Source organism: Agrococcus sp. SGAir0287 (assembly GCF_005484985.1).
Taxonomy (GTDB): domain Bacteria; phylum Actinomycetota; class Actinomycetes; order Actinomycetales; family Microbacteriaceae; genus Agrococcus.
Window position 1 is genome coordinate 2,191,398 of the sequence record NZ_CP027942.1, and the last position, 18,387, is coordinate 2,209,784.

Below are 18,387 nucleotides of genomic sequence, written 5' to 3' on the forward strand. Positions count from 1 at the left end.
TTCCCGTTCGGTGCGACGTCACGATCCTATAGGAAGTCGGCTTCGCAGGACGAGGGCGCGGCGACCCCGCACGCTCCTAGACTCGGGGCGACGCCATCCGCTCGAAGGAGATGCCCATGCCCGTCGCAACGCCCGACCAGTACGCCGAGATGCTCGACAAGGCCAAGGCCAACGCCTTCGCCTACCCCGCGATCAACGTCTCGTCGTCGTCGACCATCAACGCGGTCCTCCAGGGACTCACGGAGGCCGGCTCGGACGGCATCATCCAGGTCACGACGGGCGGTGCCGACTTCTTCGCCGGCCAGAGCGTCAAGAACCGCGCCGGTGGCGCGATCGCGTTCGCGCGGTACGTCACCGAGGTCGCGAAGGCGTACCCGATCACCGTGGCGCTGCACACCGACCACTGCCCCAAGGACGCGCTCGACTCCTTCCTCCTGCCGCTCGTCGCCGCGAGCGAGGAGGAGGTGGCCGCCGGCCGCCCCGCGCTCTTCCAGTCGCACATGTGGGACGGCTCGGCCGTGCCGCTCGCCGAGAACCTCGAGATCGCGAAGGAGCTGCTGCCGCGCATGCGCGCGATCGACGCGATCCTCGAGGTCGAGATCGGCGTCGTCGGCGGCGAGGAGGACGGCGTGCAGCACGAGGGCTCGAACGATGCGCTGTACACGACGCTCGGCGACGTCGAGCAGGCCGTCGACGCCCTCGGCCTCGGCGAGCAGGGCCGCTACATCGCGGCGCTGACGTTCGGCAACGTGCACGGCGTCTACAAGCCGGGCAACGTCAAGCTGCGCCCCGAGCTGCTCGGCGAGATCCAGGCCGGCATCCAGGCGAAGCACGGCACGGGCGAGAAGCCCCTCGATCTCGTCTTCCACGGCGGCTCCGGCTCGACCGACGCCGAGATCGCCGAGGCCGTGCGCAACGGCGTCATCAAGATGAACATCGACACCGACACGCAGTACGCGTACTCGCGCTCGGTCGCCGACTCGGTGCTGCGCAACTACGACGGCTTCCTCAAGGTCGACGGCGAGGTCGGCAACAAGAAGCAGTACGACCCGCGCGCATGGGGCAAGGCGGCCGAGACGGCGATGGCGGCTCGCGTCGTCGAGGCGACGCAGCAGCTCGGCTCGGCGGGCTGGTCGTCGCGCTGACGCGATCGCGCGACACGACGACGGCCCCCGGCATCGCGCCGGGGGCCGTCGTCGCATCCGCTACGGCTGGATGCGGTCGCTCGCGTTCGGCGGCGGAGGCTGCGTGCCGCCGAGCGGCTGCACCGGCCCGGGCTGCGGCGCCGACGGCGGGGACGGCTGCCATCCGGGCTGCTGCTGCTCGGGCTGCCAGCCGCCGGGCTGCTGCTGCGTCTGCTCCGGCATCCATCCCTGCGGCTCCTGCGGCTGCCATCCGCCCGGCTGCTGAGGCTGCTGCCACCCTGCGGCGGTCGCGGCGCCTGCGCCGACGGCCACGGCCCCACCGGCGCGGGTGAGCAGGTGGACGACGAGCAGCACGACGCCGAGGCCCCCGAAGACGAGCGGGCCCCAGACGAAGTACACGAGGATCGGGTCGACGCCGCCCGACGCCGACCGAGTCGAGAGGAAGACCGGCAGGAACTGCGCGCTCGGGTAGTCCTGCAGCGTCGACCACGTCGAGACCAGGTTGCGGAACAGGGCGAAGCCGCCGAGCACGAAGCAGAGGATCGCGAGGCGGAGGAGGATGGGCTGTCGTCGCACGCCGTCATCCTGCACCCGCGAGCCTGGGAGCGGGATCGGGACGCGCCGAGTCAGGCGTCCGATCGCGCGGTCGCGCGCTCGCGCCGGTCGAGCGCGAGCTCGCGCAGCGCGAGGAAGAGCGGGAAGGCGAAGGCGATCGCGACGAGTCCGCCGAGCACGACGAGCACCCAGGCCCAGCGCGCCCAGCCCATGCGCGCGCCCTCGACGAGGATCACGATGCTCGCCGCCGACGCGACGACGAGCAGGTCGACGGCCGCCGACGACGAGGCGGCGTTGACGAACCATCCCTCGAGGTAGCCGGCGACGCTCGCATCCGCCGACCCGAAGTACGCGAGGTTGTGGATCCCGGTCCCCACCGCGCCGACGGCTGCGAGGACGAGGAGCACGGCGGCGAGGACGCGGTGCTGCATGGCGACTCCGATCGAGGATGCGCGAGGCGCGGATGCGTCCGGCCCGCGACGAGGGCGCCCGCGCGGCGCAGGAGCGTCGCAGGCGCCCTCGATGACGGTGGCTACTCCCAGTCGGCGTTCTCGTCGACGATCGAGTCGGTGCCCTCGGGCAGCACGGTGTCGTCGACGCCGTTCCCGTCGGTGTCGATGGCCCAGCTCGCGCCGCCGTGCTCGTCGGGCACATCGGCCGGGTCGTCCTCGGCGACGTCCTCGTCACGGTCCTCGTAGCCCTCGGGGACATCCTGCACCGTGATGGAGTCGGTGTCGTCGACGCCCACGGGCTCGGGCTCCTCGACGCCCTCGCCGAGCGTCTCGTCGTAGTCCGCACCCGCGGCGACCTCCTCGGTCCACTCGTCGGTGCTCTCGACCCCGGCGTCCTGCACGGTCTCGTCGCTCATGGTCCCTCCAGCGTCGTCCTCGCCGTGCGATCGACGGCGTGCATCCAGCATGCCCCGGCTCGCGCGAGCACGCAGCGACGTGCGCGCGCACGCTCGGGCGGGTAGGGTCCGCCGCCGTCAGCGCCTGGAGGGACGCAGCTCCTTCGGCAGCGAGAGGACGAGCTTCCCGTCGGCGGAGGGGGCTCGGCGTCGCCGGGGTCGACTAGCCTGTGGCGGACGATCGGCGAGTGCGGCGGATCCAGCGGGATCCGGCCGTTCGAGGTCGTGACACGAGTGATCCTACGTTCGGAGGCCGCATGGGCGATCGCGTCACGGGCACGCCCGAGGAGCCCTGGAGCGTCGCCCGCCTCGCGACCGAGCTGCAGTCGTACGTCGCCCGTCTCGGCGCCGTCTGGGTCGAGGGCGAGCTCACGCAGTGGAACGTGCGGCGGGGGATGGTGTTCGGCAAGGTCAAGGACGTCGACGGCGACTTCACCATCGACGCCAAGGCGTTCACGTCGAGCCTGCGCGAGCCATTCCGCCAGGGCGATCGCGTCGTCGCGCTCGTGCAGCCCGAGTACTGGGCGAAGGGCGGCACGCTGTCGATGCAGGTGCGGGCCATGCGCCACGTCGGCCTGGGCGAGCTGCTCGCCCGGCTCGAGGAGCTGCGGCAGCGGCTCGCGGCGGAGGGGCTCTTCGATCCCGCGCGCAAGCGCCGCCTGCCCTTCCTCCCCCACTGCGTCGGCCTCGTGACGGGCAAGGACTCGGATGCGGAGCAGGACGTGCTGCGCAACGCGCGGCTGCGCTGGCCGGGCGTGCGGTTCGAGGTCGTGCACGCGGCCGTGCAGGGCGACGCCGCACCGCGCGAGGTCGCGCGCGCGATCGAGACGCTCGACGCGCATCCGGACGTCGACGTCATCGTCGTGGCTCGCGGCGGCGGCGACTTCCAGGCGCTGCTCGCCTTCAGCGACGAGCGCGTGCTGCGCGCGGCGGCCGCGGCATCGACGCCGATCGTGTCGGCCATCGGCCACGAGGCCGACCGCCCGCTGCTCGACCTCGTCGCCGACCTGCGCGCCTCGACGCCGACGGATGCGGCGAAGCGCGTCGTGCCCGACGTCGCCGAGCAGCTCGACATGGTCTCCCAGGCGCGCGCCCGACTGCGCACGCGCGTCACGCAGCGCGTCGCGCACGAGGTCGAGCGGCTGGCGTCGCTGCGCTCGCGCCCGTCGCTCGCGCGACCCGAGACGCTGATCGACGCGCACCTGTCGGAGGTGCGGCAGCTCGCCGTGCGCGCCGACGACCTCGCCGGCCGGTCGCTCGAGCGAGCGGAGCACGGCATCCATCGGCTCGCCGACCGTCTTCGAGCGCTCAGCCCGCAGGCGACGCTCGACCGCGGCTACGCCGTCGTGCAGACGGCGAGCGGCGCGGTGCTGCGCGACGCCGGCGCGGCGGCGCCCGGCGACGCGGTGCTCGTGACCCTGGCCGCCGGCACGCTCGGCGCGACGGTCACCGAGGCGCGCCCGGCGGTCTGACGCGCTGCGTCTCCTGCGAGACGCGACGCGCAGCGGTCCGCCCTCTTGCGTCTCGCAGGAGTCCCGACCTGCTGCGTCTCGCAGGCGATCCCGGCGCACGAGGGAGCATTCCCCTCCCGGGGCGAGATCACCTGCGATACGTCATGGTCGCGGCTCGTCCTGCTGCGTTCAGCGCTGGCGGAAGGTCCGACGCACGAAGAAGAGCCCGACGAGCGACAGCACGGCGATCGCCATGTAGTAGAGGCTAGGCGCGTTGAGGTTGCCGGTGACCTGCAGCAGCCACGTCAGCACGAGCGGCGCGATGCCGCCGAGCAGCGTGACGCCGACGTTGTACGTGATCGACAGGCCCGTGCCGCGGATCTCGGCGGGGAACATCGACGACAGGAGCCCGGGCAGCGGCGCGAAGTAGAACGCCATGATGAGGCCGAGCAGGCCGATCGAGATGATGAGCGCCGGCACGCTGCGCAGGGTCACGATGACCTGGAAGATCGGCCACGCGAGCACGAGCGCCGCCACCGCGGCCCACGTCATGACGCGCGCCGGTCCCACCCGGTCGGCGAGCCTGCCCACGAGCGGCGAGCCGAACAGGGCGATGGCACCCGCGACGACGCCGCCGAGGTACGCGGCCTCGGGCGCGACGTCGAGGTTCGCGACCGCGAACGTCGGCATGAACAGGATCATGTAGACGGAGATCGTCGCGACGCCGATGACCGCCGAGCCGGCGAGCATGCGGCCGAGGTGCTGCGTGAGCAGCGTGCCCATCGGGGACTTCCGTCGCTCGTGCGCGCCGAGCTCCTCGGGCTCCGCGAGTCGGGCGCGGATGTACAGGCCGACCGGGCCGATGAGCAGGCCGACGAAGAACGGCACGCGCCAGCCCCACGCGTCGAGCTGCTCGGCGGTGAGGTACGTGTTGAGCGCGAACCCGAACGCCGACGCGAGCAGCATCGACGCGCCCTGCGCGGCGATCTGCCACGACGCGTAGAACATCTTCTTGTGCGGCGCCGTCTCGACGAGGAACGTCGTGGCCGTGCCGAACTCGCCGCCGGCGGAGAAGCCCTGGATGAGGCGCGAGAGCAGGATGATCGCGCCACCCCAGACGCCCACCATCGCGTAGGTCGGGGCGACCGCCATCAGCAGCGTGCCGATCATCATGAGCAGCAGCGTGAGCGTGAGCGCGTTCTTGCGGCCCTTGCGGTCGGCGTAGGAGCCGAGCAGCCAGCCGCCGAGCGGACGGATGAGGTAGGTCGTCGCGAACGTCGCGAACGTGTACAGCAGGCCGTACTCGCCGGCGTCGGGGAAGAAGATGCGCGTGATGACGACGGCGAACGAGGCGTAGACGATGATGTCGAACCACTCGAGCGCGGCGCCGATCGACGACGAGATGACGGCCTTGCGCGCGGCGGCGAGCCGCTCGGGCGACACCTCGCGCGGGGGCTGGGCGGTGCTGGTGCTCACGATGCTCCTGGGATGGATGGGGTGCGGGCGCGTCAGGCGCGCAGGGATGCCACGAGGCGCGAGACGAACGCCTCGCACGCCGCGATCTGGTCGAGCGCGATGAACTCGTCGGGCGCGTGCGCCTGGGCGATGTCGCCCGGGCCGCAGACGACCGTGGGGATGCCGGCGTTCGCGAAGAGCCCGGCCTCCGTGCCGTAGGTGACCTTGTCGTCGCTCGGCACCGCGCCCCACTCGGCGGCGAGGGCGACGATCTCGGCGTCGGCGGGCGTGTCGACGCCGGGCGCGGCCGCGGTGGTCGTGAGGGTGACGGACGCCTCGGGGAAGCGGGAGCGCATGTCGGCCTCGACGCGCGCGCACTCGTCGACGAAGCGCTGCACGAGCGCCGGGTGGTCGACGGTCGTGAGGGCGCGGAACTCGAAGTGGATCGAGCACTCGGCCGGGATGGTGTTCACGGCGATGCCGCCGTCGATGCGGTTGACGCTCACCGACGTGTACGGCACGACGTAGCCGTCGTCGAACGGACCCTGCTCGCGCATCTCGTCGGCGACCGACTGCACGAAGCGCACGAGCTCGGCGGCCGCGACGATCGCGTTCTCGCCCTGCGGTGTGAGCGACGAGTGCGCCGCGACGCCGCGCACGTCGATCCGGAAGACGTTCATCGACTTGTGGCCGCGCACGATGCGCATGCTCGTCGGCTCGCCGACGACGCAGCCGCGCGGCAGGCCACCGCGACGCGCGAGCTCGTCGACGAGGTCGACGGCACCGACGCATCCCACCTCCTCGTCGTAGGAGAGGGCGAGGTGGATGGGCTCGGCGAGCGGCTGCGCGACCATGTCGGCCGCCTGCACGAGCACGACGCCGAGGAACGACTTCATGTCGGCGGAGCCGCGCGCGTAGAGCCGGCCGTCGCGCACCTCGGGCGCGAAGGGCTCGCTCGACCACGCCTGCCCGTCGACGGGCACGACGTCGGTGTGCGCCGACAGCACGATGCCGCCGTCGGTCGACCCGTCGGCGGCGGGGATCGTCGCGAGCAGGTTCGCCTTCGTGCCCTCGGCGTTCGGGATGCGCGTCGAGGCGATGCCGAGCGCGTCGAGCCGGCGCTCGACGTGCGCGATCAGCTCGAGGTTCGAGTCGCGGCTCGTCGTGTCGAAGGCGACGAGGGTGCGGATCTCCTCCATGGCGGCGTCGGACGGTGCGGGCACGGCTGATCCTCTCGATCACGCGGTGGGGGGATTGGTCCATCCTTGCACCGACTGCACGTCGGATCGCGTCCGATGCGGCGGCGGTAGGATCGGGACCGTGAGCGAGACCGCTGCGCCCATCGGGCAGACGCCCGCCGACGAGCTGGGCTACGAGGCCGCGCGTGACGAGCTCGTGCGCGTGGTGCAGGCCCTCGAGTCGGGCGACGTCACGCTCGAGCAGTCGCTCGCGCTGTGGGAGCGCGGCAACGCGCTCGCCGAGCGCTGCGAGCAGTGGCTGCAGGGCGCGCGCGCGCGCCTCGACGCCGCACGCGGCACGGAGGCCGACGCCTCGTGAGCCCCAAGCAGCCGCGCGTCGTCGCCGAGCTCGGTCGTCCCGAGACGCCCGAGGAGATCGCCGAGCGCAAGGCCGCCTCGAGCGCGCGCTACCGAGGCTCGAAGACGCTCGTCAACCTCGTCGCGGCGATGCTCGCGACGCTCGGCATCGTGCTCGTCGTCGTGCTGTTCGTCATGCGCGCCGACCCGGCGCCGCCCGAGCCCATCGACGTGCCCGCCGCCGCCGCCGACGCGTCCGCCGCGCTCGGCACGACCGTCGTGAGCCCCGACCTGCCGGAGGGATGGCGCGCGAACGCGGCCGAGCTGCGCGACGGCCCCGCGGGCATCGCGCAGTGGTACGTCGGCTGGATCACCGCCGACGATGCGTTCGCCTCGCTCACGCAGGGCGTCGGCGCGGACGCGAGCTGGCTCGCCGCCACGACGCGCGACGCCTCCGAGACGGGCTCCCTCGACGTCGACGGCGTCGAGTGGACGGTCGCCGACCAGCGCGACATGGACGACCCCGGCAACCTGGCCTGGGTCGCGTGGACGCAGACGGACACGTCGACGTTCGTCGTCGCGGGCACAGCGAGCGACGCCGAGATGCAGGCGCTCGTCGAGGCCGTCACGGCCGAGATCGACTGACCCATCACTCCCCCCCGCTCCATCGAGCGGCACCGCCACGACCACCGAGCAGAGAGGCCGACGAGCATGACCGAGTACCGGATCGAGCACGACACGATGGGCGAGGTGCGCGTCCCCGTCGACGCGCTGTACGCCGCGCAGACGCAGCGCGCCGTCGAGAACTTCCCCATCTCGGGCTCCGGCCTCGAGCCGGCGCAGATCGTCGCGCTCGCGCGCATCAAGCGCGCCGCTGCCCTGGCGAACAAGGAGCTCGGCATCCTCGAGGCCGACGTCGCCGACTCGATCGTCGCCGCCGCCGACGAGGTCGTGGGCGGCGCGCACCACGACCAGTTCCCCGTCGACACGTACCAGACGGGCTCCGGCACGTCGTCGAACATGAACATGAACGAGGTCCTCGCGACCCTCGCCTCGCGGCACCGCGGCGCTCCCGTGCATCCCAACGACCACGTCAACGCGTCGCAGTCGTCGAACGACGTCTTCCCCACCTCGGTGCACGTCGCCGTCACGGGCGCGCTCGTCGAGCAGGCCATCCCCGCGCTCGAGCACCTCGCCGCGGCGCTCGAGGCGAAGGCCGAGCTGTGGAAGGGCGCCGTGAAGCCGGGCCGCACGCACCTCATGGATGCGACGCCCGTGACGCTCGGCCAGGAGTTCGGCGGCTACGCCGCGCAGGTGCGGTACGGCATCGAGCGCATCCAGGCGGCGCTCCCCCGCGTCGCCGAGGTGCCGCAGGGCGGCACGGCGGTCGGCACGGGCATCAACACGCCGATCGGCTTCCCCGAGCGCGTCATCGCCGAGCTCGCAGCATCCTCCGGTCTGCCGATCACCGAGGCGCGCGACCACTTCGAGGCCCAGGCGAACCGCGACGGTCTCGTCGAGGCGTCGGGCGCGCTGCGCACGATCGCGGTCTCGCTCACGAAGATCTGCAACGACCTGCGCTGGATGGGCTCGGGCCCGAACACGGGGCTGGGCGAGCTCGCGATCCCCGACCTGCAGCCCGGCTCGTCGATCATGCCGGGCAAGGTGAACCCCGTCGTGCCCGAGGCCGTGCTCATGGTCTGCGCGCGCATCATCGGCAACGACGCGACGGTGGCGTGGTCGGGCGCGTCGGGTTCGTTCGAGCTGAACGTGCAGATCCCCGTCATGGGCACCGCGCTGCTCGAGTCGATCCGCCTGCTGTCGAATGCGTCGCGCGTGCTCGCGGACAAGACGATCGACGGCCTCGAGGCCAACGTCGAGCGCGCCGCCGCACTCGCCGGCATGAGCCCGTCGATCGTGACGCCGCTCAACCGCCTCATCGGCTACGAGGCGGCGGCGAAGATCGCGAAGCACTCCGTCGCGCAGGGCATCACGGTGCGCGAGGCCGTCGTCGACCTCGGCTACGTCGAGCGCGGCGATCTGACGGAGGCCGACCTCGACAAGGCGCTCGACCTCCTCTCGATGACGCACCCGGGCGTCGCCAAGTAGCCCCGCTCAACGATCTGAGGTTTTCGGCCGATTCTGATGTCAGAAAGGGCCGAAAACCTCATTTCGTTTCTGAGAGGGTGGGGGACATGCGTGCGTACCCCGAGGCGAGACGAGATGAGACGGTCGACGAGCTGCACGGGGTGCGCATCGCCGACCCGTACCGGTGGCTCGAGGATGCGGACTCCGAGGAGACCGCGGCGTTCGTCGCCGCGCAGAACGCCTTCGCCGAGCCCGTGCTCGCCGCGCTCCCCGGCCGCGACGCGTTCCGCGCGCGCGTGACGGCGCTGCTCACGGCACCGACGCGCGGCTGCCCGTTCGAGCGCGGCGGCCGCGTCTTCGCGTGGCGCAACGACGGGCAGAACCAGGACGTGCTCACCGTCGCCGACTCGGTCGACGAGCTCGAGGACGCGCGCGTCGTGCTCGACGCGAACCTGCTCTCGGCCGACGGCACCGTCTCCGTCACCACGGCCTCCGTGAGCCCCGACGGCCAGCTGCTCGCCTACGGGGTCGCCGACGGCGGATCCGACTGGCGCGTGCTCAAGGTGCGCGACGTCGTGACGGGCGTCGACCTCGCCGACGAGATCCCGTGGACGAAGTGGAACCAGCCCGTGTGGCTGCCGGACGGGCGCTCGTTCACGTACTGGCGCTACGACGCGCCGAACGGCAACGGCCTCACCGACGAGATGGGCGCGGGGCGGCTCATGGTGCACGTCGTCGGCGAGGATCCCGCCGACGACGCCGTGCTCTTCTCGCGACCCGAGGAGCCGCGCCTCTTCGCGCGCCACTGGCCGCGCGACGACGAGTGGTTCGTGCTGCAGACCGACACGGGTGCGTCGAGCGGCAACGACCTGCACGTGCGCAGGCACGACGAGCCGGTCACGGCGCTGCGGCAGCTCGTCGAGGGGCACGACGTGGAGCGCAACGCCATCGGCGTGCGCGACGGCCGGTTGCTCTTCGTCACCGACGAGGGCGCACCGCGCTACCGGCTCGACGCGTTCGACCTCGTCTCGGGCGAGCGCTCCACCGTGGTGGCCGAGCACGCCACCGACGTGCTGCTGGGCGCGTCGCTCACCGCCGGCGGCCTCGTGCTCGAGTACTCGCACGACGCCTCCCATCGCGTGCAGCTCGCCGCCGACGACGGCACGCTCGGCGACGACGTGCCGATCGGCGACGGCGTGAGCCTCACGGGGCTCAGCGCTCGTGCGACCTCGCCCACCGTGTTCGCCACCACCTCGTCGTTCGTCGACCGCGGCACGCGCCACGTCGTCGAGACGGACGGCCCGCGACTCGTGGCGCACCGCACGCTCCCCACCCCCGGCCCCGCCGCACCCGCCGCGACCACGACGCGCATCCGCACGACGAGCTCCGACGGCGCCGAGGTGCCCGCCTTCCTCGTCCGCCCCGCTGGCGACGACGGCACCGCGCCCCGCCCGACGCTGATCTGGGCGTACGGCGGCTTCAACATCCCCATGAACCCGGGCTTCCGCGCCGTGCTCGCCGCGTGGGTGGATGCGGGCGGCGTGCTCGTCGTCCCGAACCTCCGCGGCGGCGGCGAGTTCGGCTCCGACTGGCACAAGCAGGGCACGAAGGGCGCCAAGCAGCAGGTCTTCGACGACCTCTACGCCATCGCCGAGCACCTCGTCGCCACGGGCGTCACGACGCCGGCGCAGCTCGCGCTCCACGGGCGATCGAACGGCGGCCTGCTCGCCGGCGCGGCGCTGACGCAGCGACCCGAGCTGTGGGCTGCGGTGCTGCCGGGCGTCGGCGTGCTCGACATGCTGCGGTTCCATCGCTTCACGATCGGCTGGGCGTGGACGAGCGACTACGGCGATCCCGACGACGCCGACGACTTCGCGGCGCTCCTCGCCTACTCGCCGCTCCACGCCATCCGCGAAGGCGTCGCCTACCCGCCCACCCTCGTCACGACGGGCGACCACGACGACCGCGTCGTGCCGGCGCACTCGTTCAAGTTCGCCGCGGCGCTGCAGCGCGCGCAGGCTGCGACGGGTGCCGACGCCCCCATCCTGCTGTCCGTCGACACCCGCGCGGGACACGGCATGGGCAAGCCGAAGGATGCCGCTGCGCTCGAGTTCGCCGACCAGCTCGCATTCGCCGCGCGCCACACGGGGCTCGCCGTCGACGAGGACGCGCTGCCGTGACGGAGACGGACTGGCAGGAGCGGATCGATGCGTTCTGGGCCGCCCTCGACGAGGAGCGCCCCCAGGAGATGATCCGGCGGATGCGCGCGCTCGTCGCCGAGCTCGGTCCGGACGATGCGCGAGGGCCGTTCGAGCTCGGCGGCGTCTTCGACTCGCTGGGCATGGAGGAGATCGCCGCGGCGCACTACCGACGGGCGCTCGAGCTCGGGCTCGACGACGAGCGCGCCGCGCGCCTCGCCATCCAGCACGGATCGACGCTGCGCAACCTCGGTCGGATCGACGAGGCGATCGAGGTGCTCGCGCACGCACCCGACCACGACGCCGTCGGCGACGCCCGCGCGATCTTCCTCGCGCTCGCGCTGCACGACGCCGGTCGCAGCGGCGAGGCCGTGCGCGTGCTGGTCGAGGCGCTCGAGCCCGGCCTGCCCCGGTACCGGCGCTCGGTGCGCGCGTACGCGGAGACGCTGCCGGAGCCGCCGCGCCACGACGGCTGACGTCCGGGCGGCGCGTTCGCCCGCGCGCCGTCGGCGCGCCCCCGCGACGCAACCGACACGACACCTGCCGTCCACCCCGAGCGGGTTGCGTGGCTCGCGTGCGCCGGACCGCTCGGGTCGACGGGCGCTCGAGGAGGGGCTCCCGCATGGTCGATGTCGAACGCCGTCCACTGCTGCCGATGGCCGCGCACGTGCGCGGCAAGCGCAGCGCCGTCACGTGCCACCTGAAGTGCGCGAACGCGTGCCTCGGCGACGTGTGCAACACGTCGAGGAACGCGTACCTGCGCGACATCATCGACGCCGAGCTCTCGCGCCGTACGCTGCTGGGCGCCGGCGTCGCGGGCACCGTCGCCCTCCTCACGACGCAGGCGATCGGCGCCGCCGCGCCCGCGCAGGCGGCCGCGCCCGTGCCGGGCGCCGCGTTCGGCTTCACGCCCATCGCCCCCGTGGCGGCGACGGTCGACGAGCTCACGGTGCCCGAGGGCTTCACGTACCAGCCGATCCTGCGCTGGGGCGACCCGCTCTTCCTCGACTCCCCCGCCTTCGACGCGCTCGACCAGACCGAGGCGAAGCAGCGTCGCCAGTTCGGCTACAACTGCGACTACACCGACATCCTGCGCATCGACGCGACGACGGCGCTGCTGTTCGTGAACCACGAGTACACGAACGAGCCGATCATGTTCCCCGCGGCCCAGATCGCGGACGATCCCGCGCGCGTTCGCGCCGTCGGACGCGCCGCGCACGGCCTCTCGGTCGTCGAGCTCGCGCGCGCGAGCGACGCGGATCCGTGGGAGCCCGTCGTGGGCGCGGCGCGCAACCGCCGCTTCCTCGACGACACGCCCTACCGGCTCACGGGCCCCGCTGCGGGCTCACCCCTGCTGCAGACGGTCGCGGACCCGACGGGCACGGTCGTGCTCGGCACGCTCGGCAACTGCGCGGGCGGCACGACGCCGTGGGGCACCATCCTCTCGGGCGAGGAGAACTTCAACGGCTACTTCGCCGCGTCCGGCGCCACCGCGGCCGACCGGCGCTACGGGCTGACGTCGCCGACGACGGCGCGCGGCTGGGAGCTCGACGACCCGCGATTCGACATCCGCACCCCCGGCTACGAGCACGAGGCGAACCGCTTCGGCTGGATCGTCGAGGTCGACCCGTTCGACCCCACCTCGACGCCGCGCAAGCACACCGCCATGGGTCGCATGAAGCACGAGGGCGCGAACGTGCACGTCGCCGCGAACGGCCGCGTCGCCGCGTACATGGGCGACGACGAGCGCTTCGACTACCTGTACAAGTTCGTGTCGGCCGGCACCTACGTCGAGGGCGACCGCGCGTCGAACATGACGCTGCTCGAGACCGGCGACCTCTACGTCGCGCAGTTCGAGGGCAACTCGACCGTCGAGATCGACGGCTCGGGCAGGCTGCCCTCCGACGGCGCCTTCGACGGCGTGGGCCGCTGGCTGCCGCTCGTCGTGGGCGGCGTCTCGCAGGTCGCGGGCTGGGCGGCCGACGAGGTGCTCGTCAACACGCGCGGCGCCGCGGACCTCGTCGGCGCGACGAAGATGGATCGTTGCGAGGACGTCGAGCCGAACCCGCTGACCGGGCTGATCTACGTCGCGTGCACGAACAACTCGAACCGCGGGGTCGGCGCCAACGCCCCTGCCGACGAGGCGAACCCGCGCACGCAGAACCGCGACGGCCACGTCATCGAGATCGCCGAGGACGGCGGCGACCACACCGGCACGACGTTCCGCTGGAGCATCCTCATGCTCTGCGGCGACCCGGCGCAGGGCGACCAGACGTACTTCGCAGGCTTTCCCGTCGACCAGGTCTCCCCCATCTCCTGCCCCGACAACCTCGCGTTCGACTCGGAGGGCAACCTGTGGGTCTCGACCGACGGCGCACCGAGCGGCATCGGCTACAACGACGGCCTCTTCCGCGTGCGCCTCGAGGGCGAGCAGCGCGGCCTCGTCGAGCAGTTCCTCTCGGTGCCCGTGCAGTCGGAGACGTGCGGTCCCGTGATCCACGACGACGAGTGGCACGTGTTCGTGGCCGTGCAGCATCCCGGCGAGGACGGCCTGTTCGACGCCCCGAGCTCGCTGTGGCCCGACTACGCGCCGGCGGGCGCGACGGGCGTCGACGGCACGTTCCACGGCCCGCGTCCGACGGTCGTGCAGGTGCTGCCGATCCCGGTCGAGCCGAGCCCGGAGCCCTCGACGCCGCCCTCGTCGGGGCAGCCGAGCGTGCCTCCGAGCACGGCACCGTCGCCGAGCGACGGCGTGAGCCCGTCGGTCTCCACCGCTCCCTCCGGCAGCGCCGGTGGCGCGTCGGGCTCCGGCGGGTCGGGCTCGCTCCCGCAGACGGGTGCCGGGATCACGGCGCCGCTCGTGGCCGCCGCGTCCGCCGCTGCAGCGGTCGGCGCGGGCCTGCTGGCGCGCCTGCGCTCGAAGGGTGCGGACGACCAGGAGGCGTAGCCGGGTGCAGCGGCGGCGCGCGTCAGCGGGCGAGCGCCGCCGCGACCTCCCGGTGCAGCTCGAGCAACGGCACGGTGCGCTCCTGCGGCCCGCGACCGAAGCCGCACTCCGTCGCGATGGCGAAGGGCGGCACCGCGCCCGCGGCCGCCGACGCGCGACGCAGCGCGCCCTCGACGCCGTCCTCGTGGTGCACGAGCCCGAGGATCGGCAGCGTCGCGCCCCAGCGGACGTCGGCGAGCGGCGCGAAGTACGCCGCGTCGTCGCGCTCGATGGGCACGGGCAGGTGCAGGAAGGACACCGTCCGCGTCGCAGCGCCCAGCAGCCCCGCGATGACGGCGGCGAGCGTGCCCGCGTCCTCGGGCTGCACGAAGTGCGCCTCCTCGACGTCGCCGTAGCAGAGGTGGTAGCCGAGCTCGACGTCGGTCGGCACCCATCCGCCGACCTCGACGAGCCGGTCGACGATGCCCTCGAGCGCGTCGCCCTCCCACCAGGGGTCGATGACGATGGCCGGCTCCCGGTGCCGCTCGAGGATCGCGAACTCGACCGCCGCATCCCATTGGACCGCGAGCGCGTCGTGGTCGATCGCCTCGAGGATGCGATCGAGCTCCGCGTGCAGCGCCGCGGCGTAGATCGGCTCGAACGCCGCCCGCGAGCCCGGCTCGAGGAAGGCGCCCACGATCGCGATCGGCGTCGGCAGCGAGACCTGGAAGCGCGTGCCCTGAGGCACGACGCCGTCCTGCTGCAGGTCGCGGAACGTCGCGTACGACGCGATCGCCGCGTCGGCGTAGCCGAGATCCGGCAGCTCGACGTCGCCGACGACGCGGAACGGGCGCACGTCGAAGCGGTCGCGGATGCGGTACCCGGGCTCGCCGACGCGCTCGAGGCCGGGCGTCCGATCGAATCGCAGGGTCTGGAACTGGATCCAGTAGAAGCGCTCGCCCACCTCGCCGTCGGGGATGCGGGGCACGACGTCGAGATGCTCGACGACGGTGCGGAAGACGGATGCGGCGTCGGGCTGGGAGACGCTGCCGACGAGATGGGTGGGACACGGGCTGCTCATGCGCCCATCATGCGCGCGCGGCGCCGCCGCTCCCAGCGGCGCCGCAACGCGGCGTCATGGATGCTCGCGCGCCGCCTCCCGGGGCGCGACGACGTCAGCAGCAGCGGCCCTGCGGGTTCGCGTCCTGCCAGCGGTGGTAGTCGCGCCAGAACGCACGACGGTCGAGCGGCGGCCGCTCGGAATGGGCGGCGCGCTCGTGCGCGAGGTACGCCTCGTAGCGCGACTCCCCCGTGAGGCCTCGTGCGTACCAGGCGGCCGCCCGCCACGCACGCCGCAGGGCGTGCGCGGCGGCGGCGCGGTCGGGCATCAGTGGCCCCGCGACGGCTGCTGGTCCTCGGGCAGCGCCGCCCACTCGCGCTCGAGCGCCTTCTCCTCCTTGGAGGCGAGGAACCCGGCCGGGGCGAAGCGGCGCGAGGGCACCGGCGGGTCCTCCTGGTCGACGATCTCGCGCGTGCGCCACGCGCGCAGCACCGCGAGGAGGCTCGTCGTGATCACGACGATCGCGAGCGACACGAAGATGATCGACAGCGTGCCCTGCACGGCCGTGTTGCGCACGACCGCCTCCATCGCCGCGACGGTCGGCGCCGTGCCGAACTGCTCCTCGCCGGATGCGAGCGCCTCGCGGAACGCCATGTGGTTGGCCCAGTAGCCGACCGCGGGCACGGGCGAGAAGATCTTGAAGATCGACGCCGTGATCGTCACGACGGACACGAACGCGAGCGGCAGCCCGACGATCCACAGCCAGCGCCACGTGCCGCGGCGCGCGACGATCGTGAGCACGACCGCGAGCGCGATGGCCGCGAGCAGCTGGTTCGCGATGCCGAACAGCGGGAAGAGCGTGTTGATGCCGCCGAGCGGATCCGTGACGCCCATGAGCAGCACCGCGCCCCAGCCCGCGACCATGATCGCGGTGCAGATCCAGGCGCCGAGCCTCCACGACGTGTCCTTGAAGCGCTTCGCGACGTTGCCGATCGAGTCCTGCAGCATGAAGCGGGCGACGCGCGTGCCGGCGTCGACGGCGGTGAGGATGAACAGGGCCTCGAACATGATCGCGAAGTGATACCAGAACGACATCATCGACGCCCCGCCGATCCACTGCTGCAGGATGTGGGCGAGGCCGTACGCGAGGGTCGGCGCACCGCCCGTGCGCGAGACGATCGACTCCTCGCCGACGTCCTGCGCCGCCTGCGCGAGCACCTCGGGGCTCGTCTGCACGCCGGCGAGCATGAGGCCGTTCACGAACTCCGCTGCGCCCTCGACCGTGCCGCCCGTCGCGGCCGCCGACGCGTTCATCGCGAGGTAGATGCCGCGGTCGATCGAGACGGCGGCGACGAGCGCCATGATGGCGACGAACGACTCCATGAGCATGCCGCCGTAGCCGATGAAGCGCGTCTGACGCTCCTTCTCGACCATCTTCGGGGTCGTCCCCGACGAGATGAGCGCGTGGAAGCCCGACAGGGCGCCGCACGCGATCGTGACGAAGAGGAACGGGAAGAGGCTGCCGGACCACACGGGCCCCGTCTCGCCGCTCGCGAACTCCGTGAACGCGGGCACCGTGATCTCGGGGCGCACGAAGACGATCGCGACGGCGAGCATGACGATGACGCCGATCTTCATGAACGTCGAGAGGTAGTCGCGCGGCGCGAGCAGCACCCACACGGGCAGCACGGCGGCGATGAAGCCGTAGACGATGATGCCCCACGCGAGCGTCGTGCGGTCGAGGGTGAAGACGTCCTGCCCCCACTGCGTCTCGGCGACGGCGCCGCCGCCGACGATCGCGGCCATGAGCAGCACGAAGCCGATGATCGACACCTCGGTGATGCGACCCGGGCGGATCCACCGCAGGTACGCCCCCATGAACAGGGCGATGGGGATGGTCATCGCGACCGAGAAGACGCCCCACGGGCTCTCGCCGAGGGCGTTGACCACGACGAGCGCGAGGATCGCCGTGATGATGATCATGATGAGCAGCGTCGCGACGATCGCGGCGGTGCCGCCGATCCGCCCGAGCTCGTCGCGCGCCATCTGTCCGAGCGAGCGGCCGCCGCGGCGCATCGAGAAGAACATGACGAGGTAGTCCTGCACCGCGCCGGCGAGCACGACGCCGACGATGATCCAGATCGTGCCGGGCAGGTAGCCCATCTGCGCCGCGAGCACGGGACCGACGAGCGGACCGGCGCCGGCGATGGCGGCGAAGTGATGGCCGAAGAGGACGCGCCGATCGGTGGGCACGTAGTCCTTGCCGTTCGCGAGGTGCTCGGCCGGCGTCGCCCGCAGGTCGTCGGGCTTCACGATGTGCCGCTCGATGACCTTCGAGTAGAAGCGGTACGCGATGAGGTAGGTGCAGACCGCCGCGAAGACGAACCAGATGGCGTTGACGGTCTCGCCGCGGACGACGGCGAGCATGACCCACGCGAGACCGCCCAGCAGGGCGATCCCCGCCCAGAGCGCGATCTTCGCGGGCGTCCACCGCGTCCTCGTCATCGGCACGGCCGCCGGGGGCAGCTCGCGATCCTGCTTGGGGGTCGTGTCGGTGCTCATGCGCGTCGTCTCCTATGACGAAGGTGGGGCGTCCCCCAGCGTAGGCGATGCGCGCGCCGAGCATCCTCGATGCGCGCGCGTCAGTCGACGACGACGACCCAGTCGGAGACCGCCTCGCCGTCGGAGGCGTCGCCGACGCCGTCGATCTCGAGGCGCGCGGTCGCGAGGCCATCCGAGCCGGCTGTGACGATCGGCCCCTCCGAGCAGGCGACGACGTACTCGGTCTGCTCGTCGGGATCGTGGATCGCGAGGCACCACTCGCCCGACTCCGCCTCGAGCGCCGTGAACACGACGCCGTCCCGCTCGCCCACCGCGTACTCGGCAGCGATCGGCGTGGGCGGCTCGACCCAGCCGGGCAGCGTCGCTGGGTCCGCCGTCGTCACCGAGGGCGGCTCGGACGCTGCGCACCCCACGAGCACGATCCCCGCGGCTCCGATCGAGGCGAGCAGGGCCAGGCGTCGTCGCTGCATGCCGGAAACGCTAGCGACGACGCCTGGACGCTCGG

Annotated in this window: 17 protein-coding genes; 8 read left to right on the forward strand and 9 right to left on the reverse strand. The window is 72.6% G+C overall.

Annotation, left to right across the window (positions count from 1 at the left end; all coding sequences use genetic code 11):
• Positions 1–116 precede the first annotated feature (116 nt).
• Positions 117–1,145 (forward strand): class II fructose-bisphosphate aldolase, encoded by a 1,029-nt coding sequence (gene fbaA, locus C1N71_RS10445; protein WP_137756342.1) that lies wholly within the window; start codon positions 117–119, stop codon positions 1,143–1,145.
• Positions 1,146–1,205: 60 nt separating this feature from the next.
• Here the strand turns inward: fbaA and C1N71_RS10450 are convergent, their stop codons facing one another.
• The 3 genes from C1N71_RS10450 to C1N71_RS10460 all read right to left on the reverse strand — a co-directional run bounded on the left by C1N71_RS10450 (position 1,206) and on the right by C1N71_RS10460 (position 2,568).
• Positions 1,206–1,721 (reverse strand): hypothetical protein, encoded by a 516-nt coding sequence (locus tag C1N71_RS10450; RefSeq protein ID WP_137756343.1) that lies wholly within the window; start codon positions 1,719–1,721, stop codon positions 1,206–1,208.
• 50 nt (positions 1,722–1,771) lie between these two features.
• A complete protein-coding gene (locus C1N71_RS10455) occupies positions 1,772–2,131 on the reverse strand; it encodes a DUF2834 domain-containing protein (RefSeq protein ID WP_137756344.1) in 360 nt (119 codons plus the stop codon).
• 101 nt (positions 2,132–2,232) lie between these two features.
• Positions 2,233–2,568, reverse strand: a complete 336-nt coding sequence (locus C1N71_RS10460) for a hypothetical protein (protein WP_137756345.1) — start codon at positions 2,566–2,568, stop codon at positions 2,233–2,235.
• 296 nt (positions 2,569–2,864) lie between these two features.
• Between C1N71_RS10460 and xseA the strand changes: the two genes are divergently transcribed.
• The gene (xseA, locus tag C1N71_RS10465) at positions 2,865–4,079 is read left to right on the forward strand and encodes an exodeoxyribonuclease VII large subunit (RefSeq protein WP_137756346.1); all 1,215 of its coding nucleotides are present in this window, start codon (positions 2,865–2,867) and stop codon (positions 4,077–4,079) included.
• Between the two features lie 168 nt (positions 4,080–4,247).
• On the opposite strand, the gene C1N71_RS10470 is transcribed toward xseA, so the two are convergent.
• Both C1N71_RS10470 and argE read right to left on the reverse strand, forming a co-directional pair.
• Positions 4,248–5,534 (reverse strand): MFS transporter, encoded by a 1,287-nt coding sequence (locus tag C1N71_RS10470; protein WP_137756347.1) that lies wholly within the window; start codon positions 5,532–5,534, stop codon positions 4,248–4,250.
• A gap of 32 nt (positions 5,535–5,566) precedes the next feature.
• The gene (gene argE, locus C1N71_RS10475; protein ID WP_254677979.1) at positions 5,567–6,736 is read right to left on the reverse strand and encodes an acetylornithine deacetylase; all 1,170 of its coding nucleotides are present in this window, start codon (positions 6,734–6,736) and stop codon (positions 5,567–5,569) included.
• A gap of 97 nt (positions 6,737–6,833) precedes the next feature.
• On the opposite strand from argE, the gene C1N71_RS10480 reads away from it, so the two are divergent.
• The 6 genes from C1N71_RS10480 (at position 6,834) to C1N71_RS10505 (ending at position 14,281) form a co-directional block, all read left to right on the forward strand.
• Entirely contained in the window at positions 6,834–7,070 is a 237-nt protein-coding gene (locus C1N71_RS10480; protein ID WP_254677980.1) for an exodeoxyribonuclease VII small subunit, read from the forward strand.
• Positions 7,067–7,693 carry a DUF4245 domain-containing protein gene (locus C1N71_RS10485; protein ID WP_137756349.1) on the forward strand — a complete coding sequence of 209 codons (627 nt, stop codon included), beginning with the start codon at positions 7,067–7,069 and terminating at the stop codon, positions 7,691–7,693. The genes C1N71_RS10480 and C1N71_RS10485 overlap by 4 nt, the downstream gene beginning before the upstream one ends.
• Before the next feature lie 66 nt (positions 7,694–7,759).
• Entirely contained in the window at positions 7,760–9,157 is a 1,398-nt protein-coding gene (locus C1N71_RS10490; protein ID WP_137756350.1) for a class II fumarate hydratase, read from the forward strand.
• Between the two features lie 86 nt (positions 9,158–9,243).
• On the forward strand, positions 9,244–11,316 hold the full coding sequence (locus tag C1N71_RS10495) for a prolyl oligopeptidase family serine peptidase (RefSeq protein ID WP_137756351.1): 2,073 nt from the start codon (positions 9,244–9,246) through the stop codon (positions 11,314–11,316).
• The gene (locus C1N71_RS10500; protein ID WP_254677981.1) at positions 11,313–11,810 is read left to right on the forward strand and encodes a tetratricopeptide repeat protein; all 498 of its coding nucleotides are present in this window, start codon (positions 11,313–11,315) and stop codon (positions 11,808–11,810) included. The genes C1N71_RS10495 and C1N71_RS10500 overlap by 4 nt, the downstream gene beginning before the upstream one ends.
• 146 nt (positions 11,811–11,956) lie before the next feature.
• Positions 11,957–14,281 (forward strand): PhoX family protein, encoded by a 2,325-nt coding sequence (locus C1N71_RS10505; protein WP_137756352.1) that lies wholly within the window; start codon positions 11,957–11,959, stop codon positions 14,279–14,281.
• 22 nt (positions 14,282–14,303) lie between these two features.
• On the opposite strand, the gene C1N71_RS10510 is transcribed toward C1N71_RS10505, so the two are convergent.
• From C1N71_RS10510 to C1N71_RS10525, 4 genes are all read right to left on the reverse strand, one after another.
• Positions 14,304–15,341 (reverse strand): hypothetical protein, encoded by a 1,038-nt coding sequence (locus tag C1N71_RS10510; RefSeq protein ID WP_137756353.1) that lies wholly within the window; start codon positions 15,339–15,341, stop codon positions 14,304–14,306.
• Positions 15,342–15,435: 94 nt separating this feature from the next.
• Positions 15,436–15,648: a CstA-like transporter-associated (seleno)protein gene (locus C1N71_RS10515; RefSeq protein WP_137756354.1), complete on the reverse strand. Its 213-nt coding sequence runs from the start codon at positions 15,646–15,648 to the stop codon at positions 15,436–15,438.
• Positions 15,648–17,882 (reverse strand): carbon starvation CstA family protein, encoded by a 2,235-nt coding sequence (locus tag C1N71_RS10520; protein ID WP_137756355.1) that lies wholly within the window; start codon positions 17,880–17,882, stop codon positions 15,648–15,650. The genes C1N71_RS10515 and C1N71_RS10520 overlap by 1 nt, the downstream gene beginning before the upstream one ends.
• 80 nt (positions 17,883–17,962) lie before the next feature.
• Positions 17,963–18,352, reverse strand: a complete 390-nt coding sequence (locus tag C1N71_RS10525; RefSeq protein WP_137756356.1) for a hypothetical protein — start codon at positions 18,350–18,352, stop codon at positions 17,963–17,965.
• Between the last annotated feature and the right edge of the window lie 35 nt (positions 18,353–18,387).

Excerpts from the sequence above, each read along its gene's own strand:
- C1N71_RS10515 (WP_137756354.1), bottom strand. The coding sequence starts at position 15,648 with ATGCCCGACCGCGCCGCCGCCGCGCACGCCCTGCGGCGTGCGTGGCGG.
- C1N71_RS10520 (WP_137756355.1), bottom strand. The coding sequence starts at position 17,882 with ATGAGCACCGACACGACCCCCAAGCAGGATCGCGAGCTGCCCCCGGCG.
- C1N71_RS10505 (WP_137756352.1), top strand. The coding sequence starts at position 11,957 with ATGGTCGATGTCGAACGCCGTCCACTGCTGCCGATGGCCGCGCACGTG.
- fbaA (WP_137756342.1), top strand. The coding sequence starts at position 117 with ATGCCCGTCGCAACGCCCGACCAGTACGCCGAGATGCTCGACAAGGCC.
- xseA (WP_137756346.1), top strand. The coding sequence starts at position 2,865 with ATGGGCGATCGCGTCACGGGCACGCCCGAGGAGCCCTGGAGCGTCGCC.
- C1N71_RS10525 (WP_137756356.1), bottom strand. The coding sequence starts at position 18,352 with ATGCAGCGACGACGCCTGGCCCTGCTCGCCTCGATCGGAGCCGCGGGG.
- C1N71_RS10495 (WP_137756351.1), top strand. The coding sequence starts at position 9,244 with ATGCGTGCGTACCCCGAGGCGAGACGAGATGAGACGGTCGACGAGCTG.
- C1N71_RS10490 (WP_137756350.1), top strand. The coding sequence starts at position 7,760 with ATGACCGAGTACCGGATCGAGCACGACACGATGGGCGAGGTGCGCGTC.
- C1N71_RS10510 (WP_137756353.1), bottom strand. The coding sequence starts at position 15,341 with ATGAGCAGCCCGTGTCCCACCCATCTCGTCGGCAGCGTCTCCCAGCCC.
- C1N71_RS10460 (WP_137756345.1), bottom strand. The coding sequence starts at position 2,568 with ATGAGCGACGAGACCGTGCAGGACGCCGGGGTCGAGAGCACCGACGAG.
- C1N71_RS10455 (WP_137756344.1), bottom strand. The coding sequence starts at position 2,131 with ATGCAGCACCGCGTCCTCGCCGCCGTGCTCCTCGTCCTCGCAGCCGTC.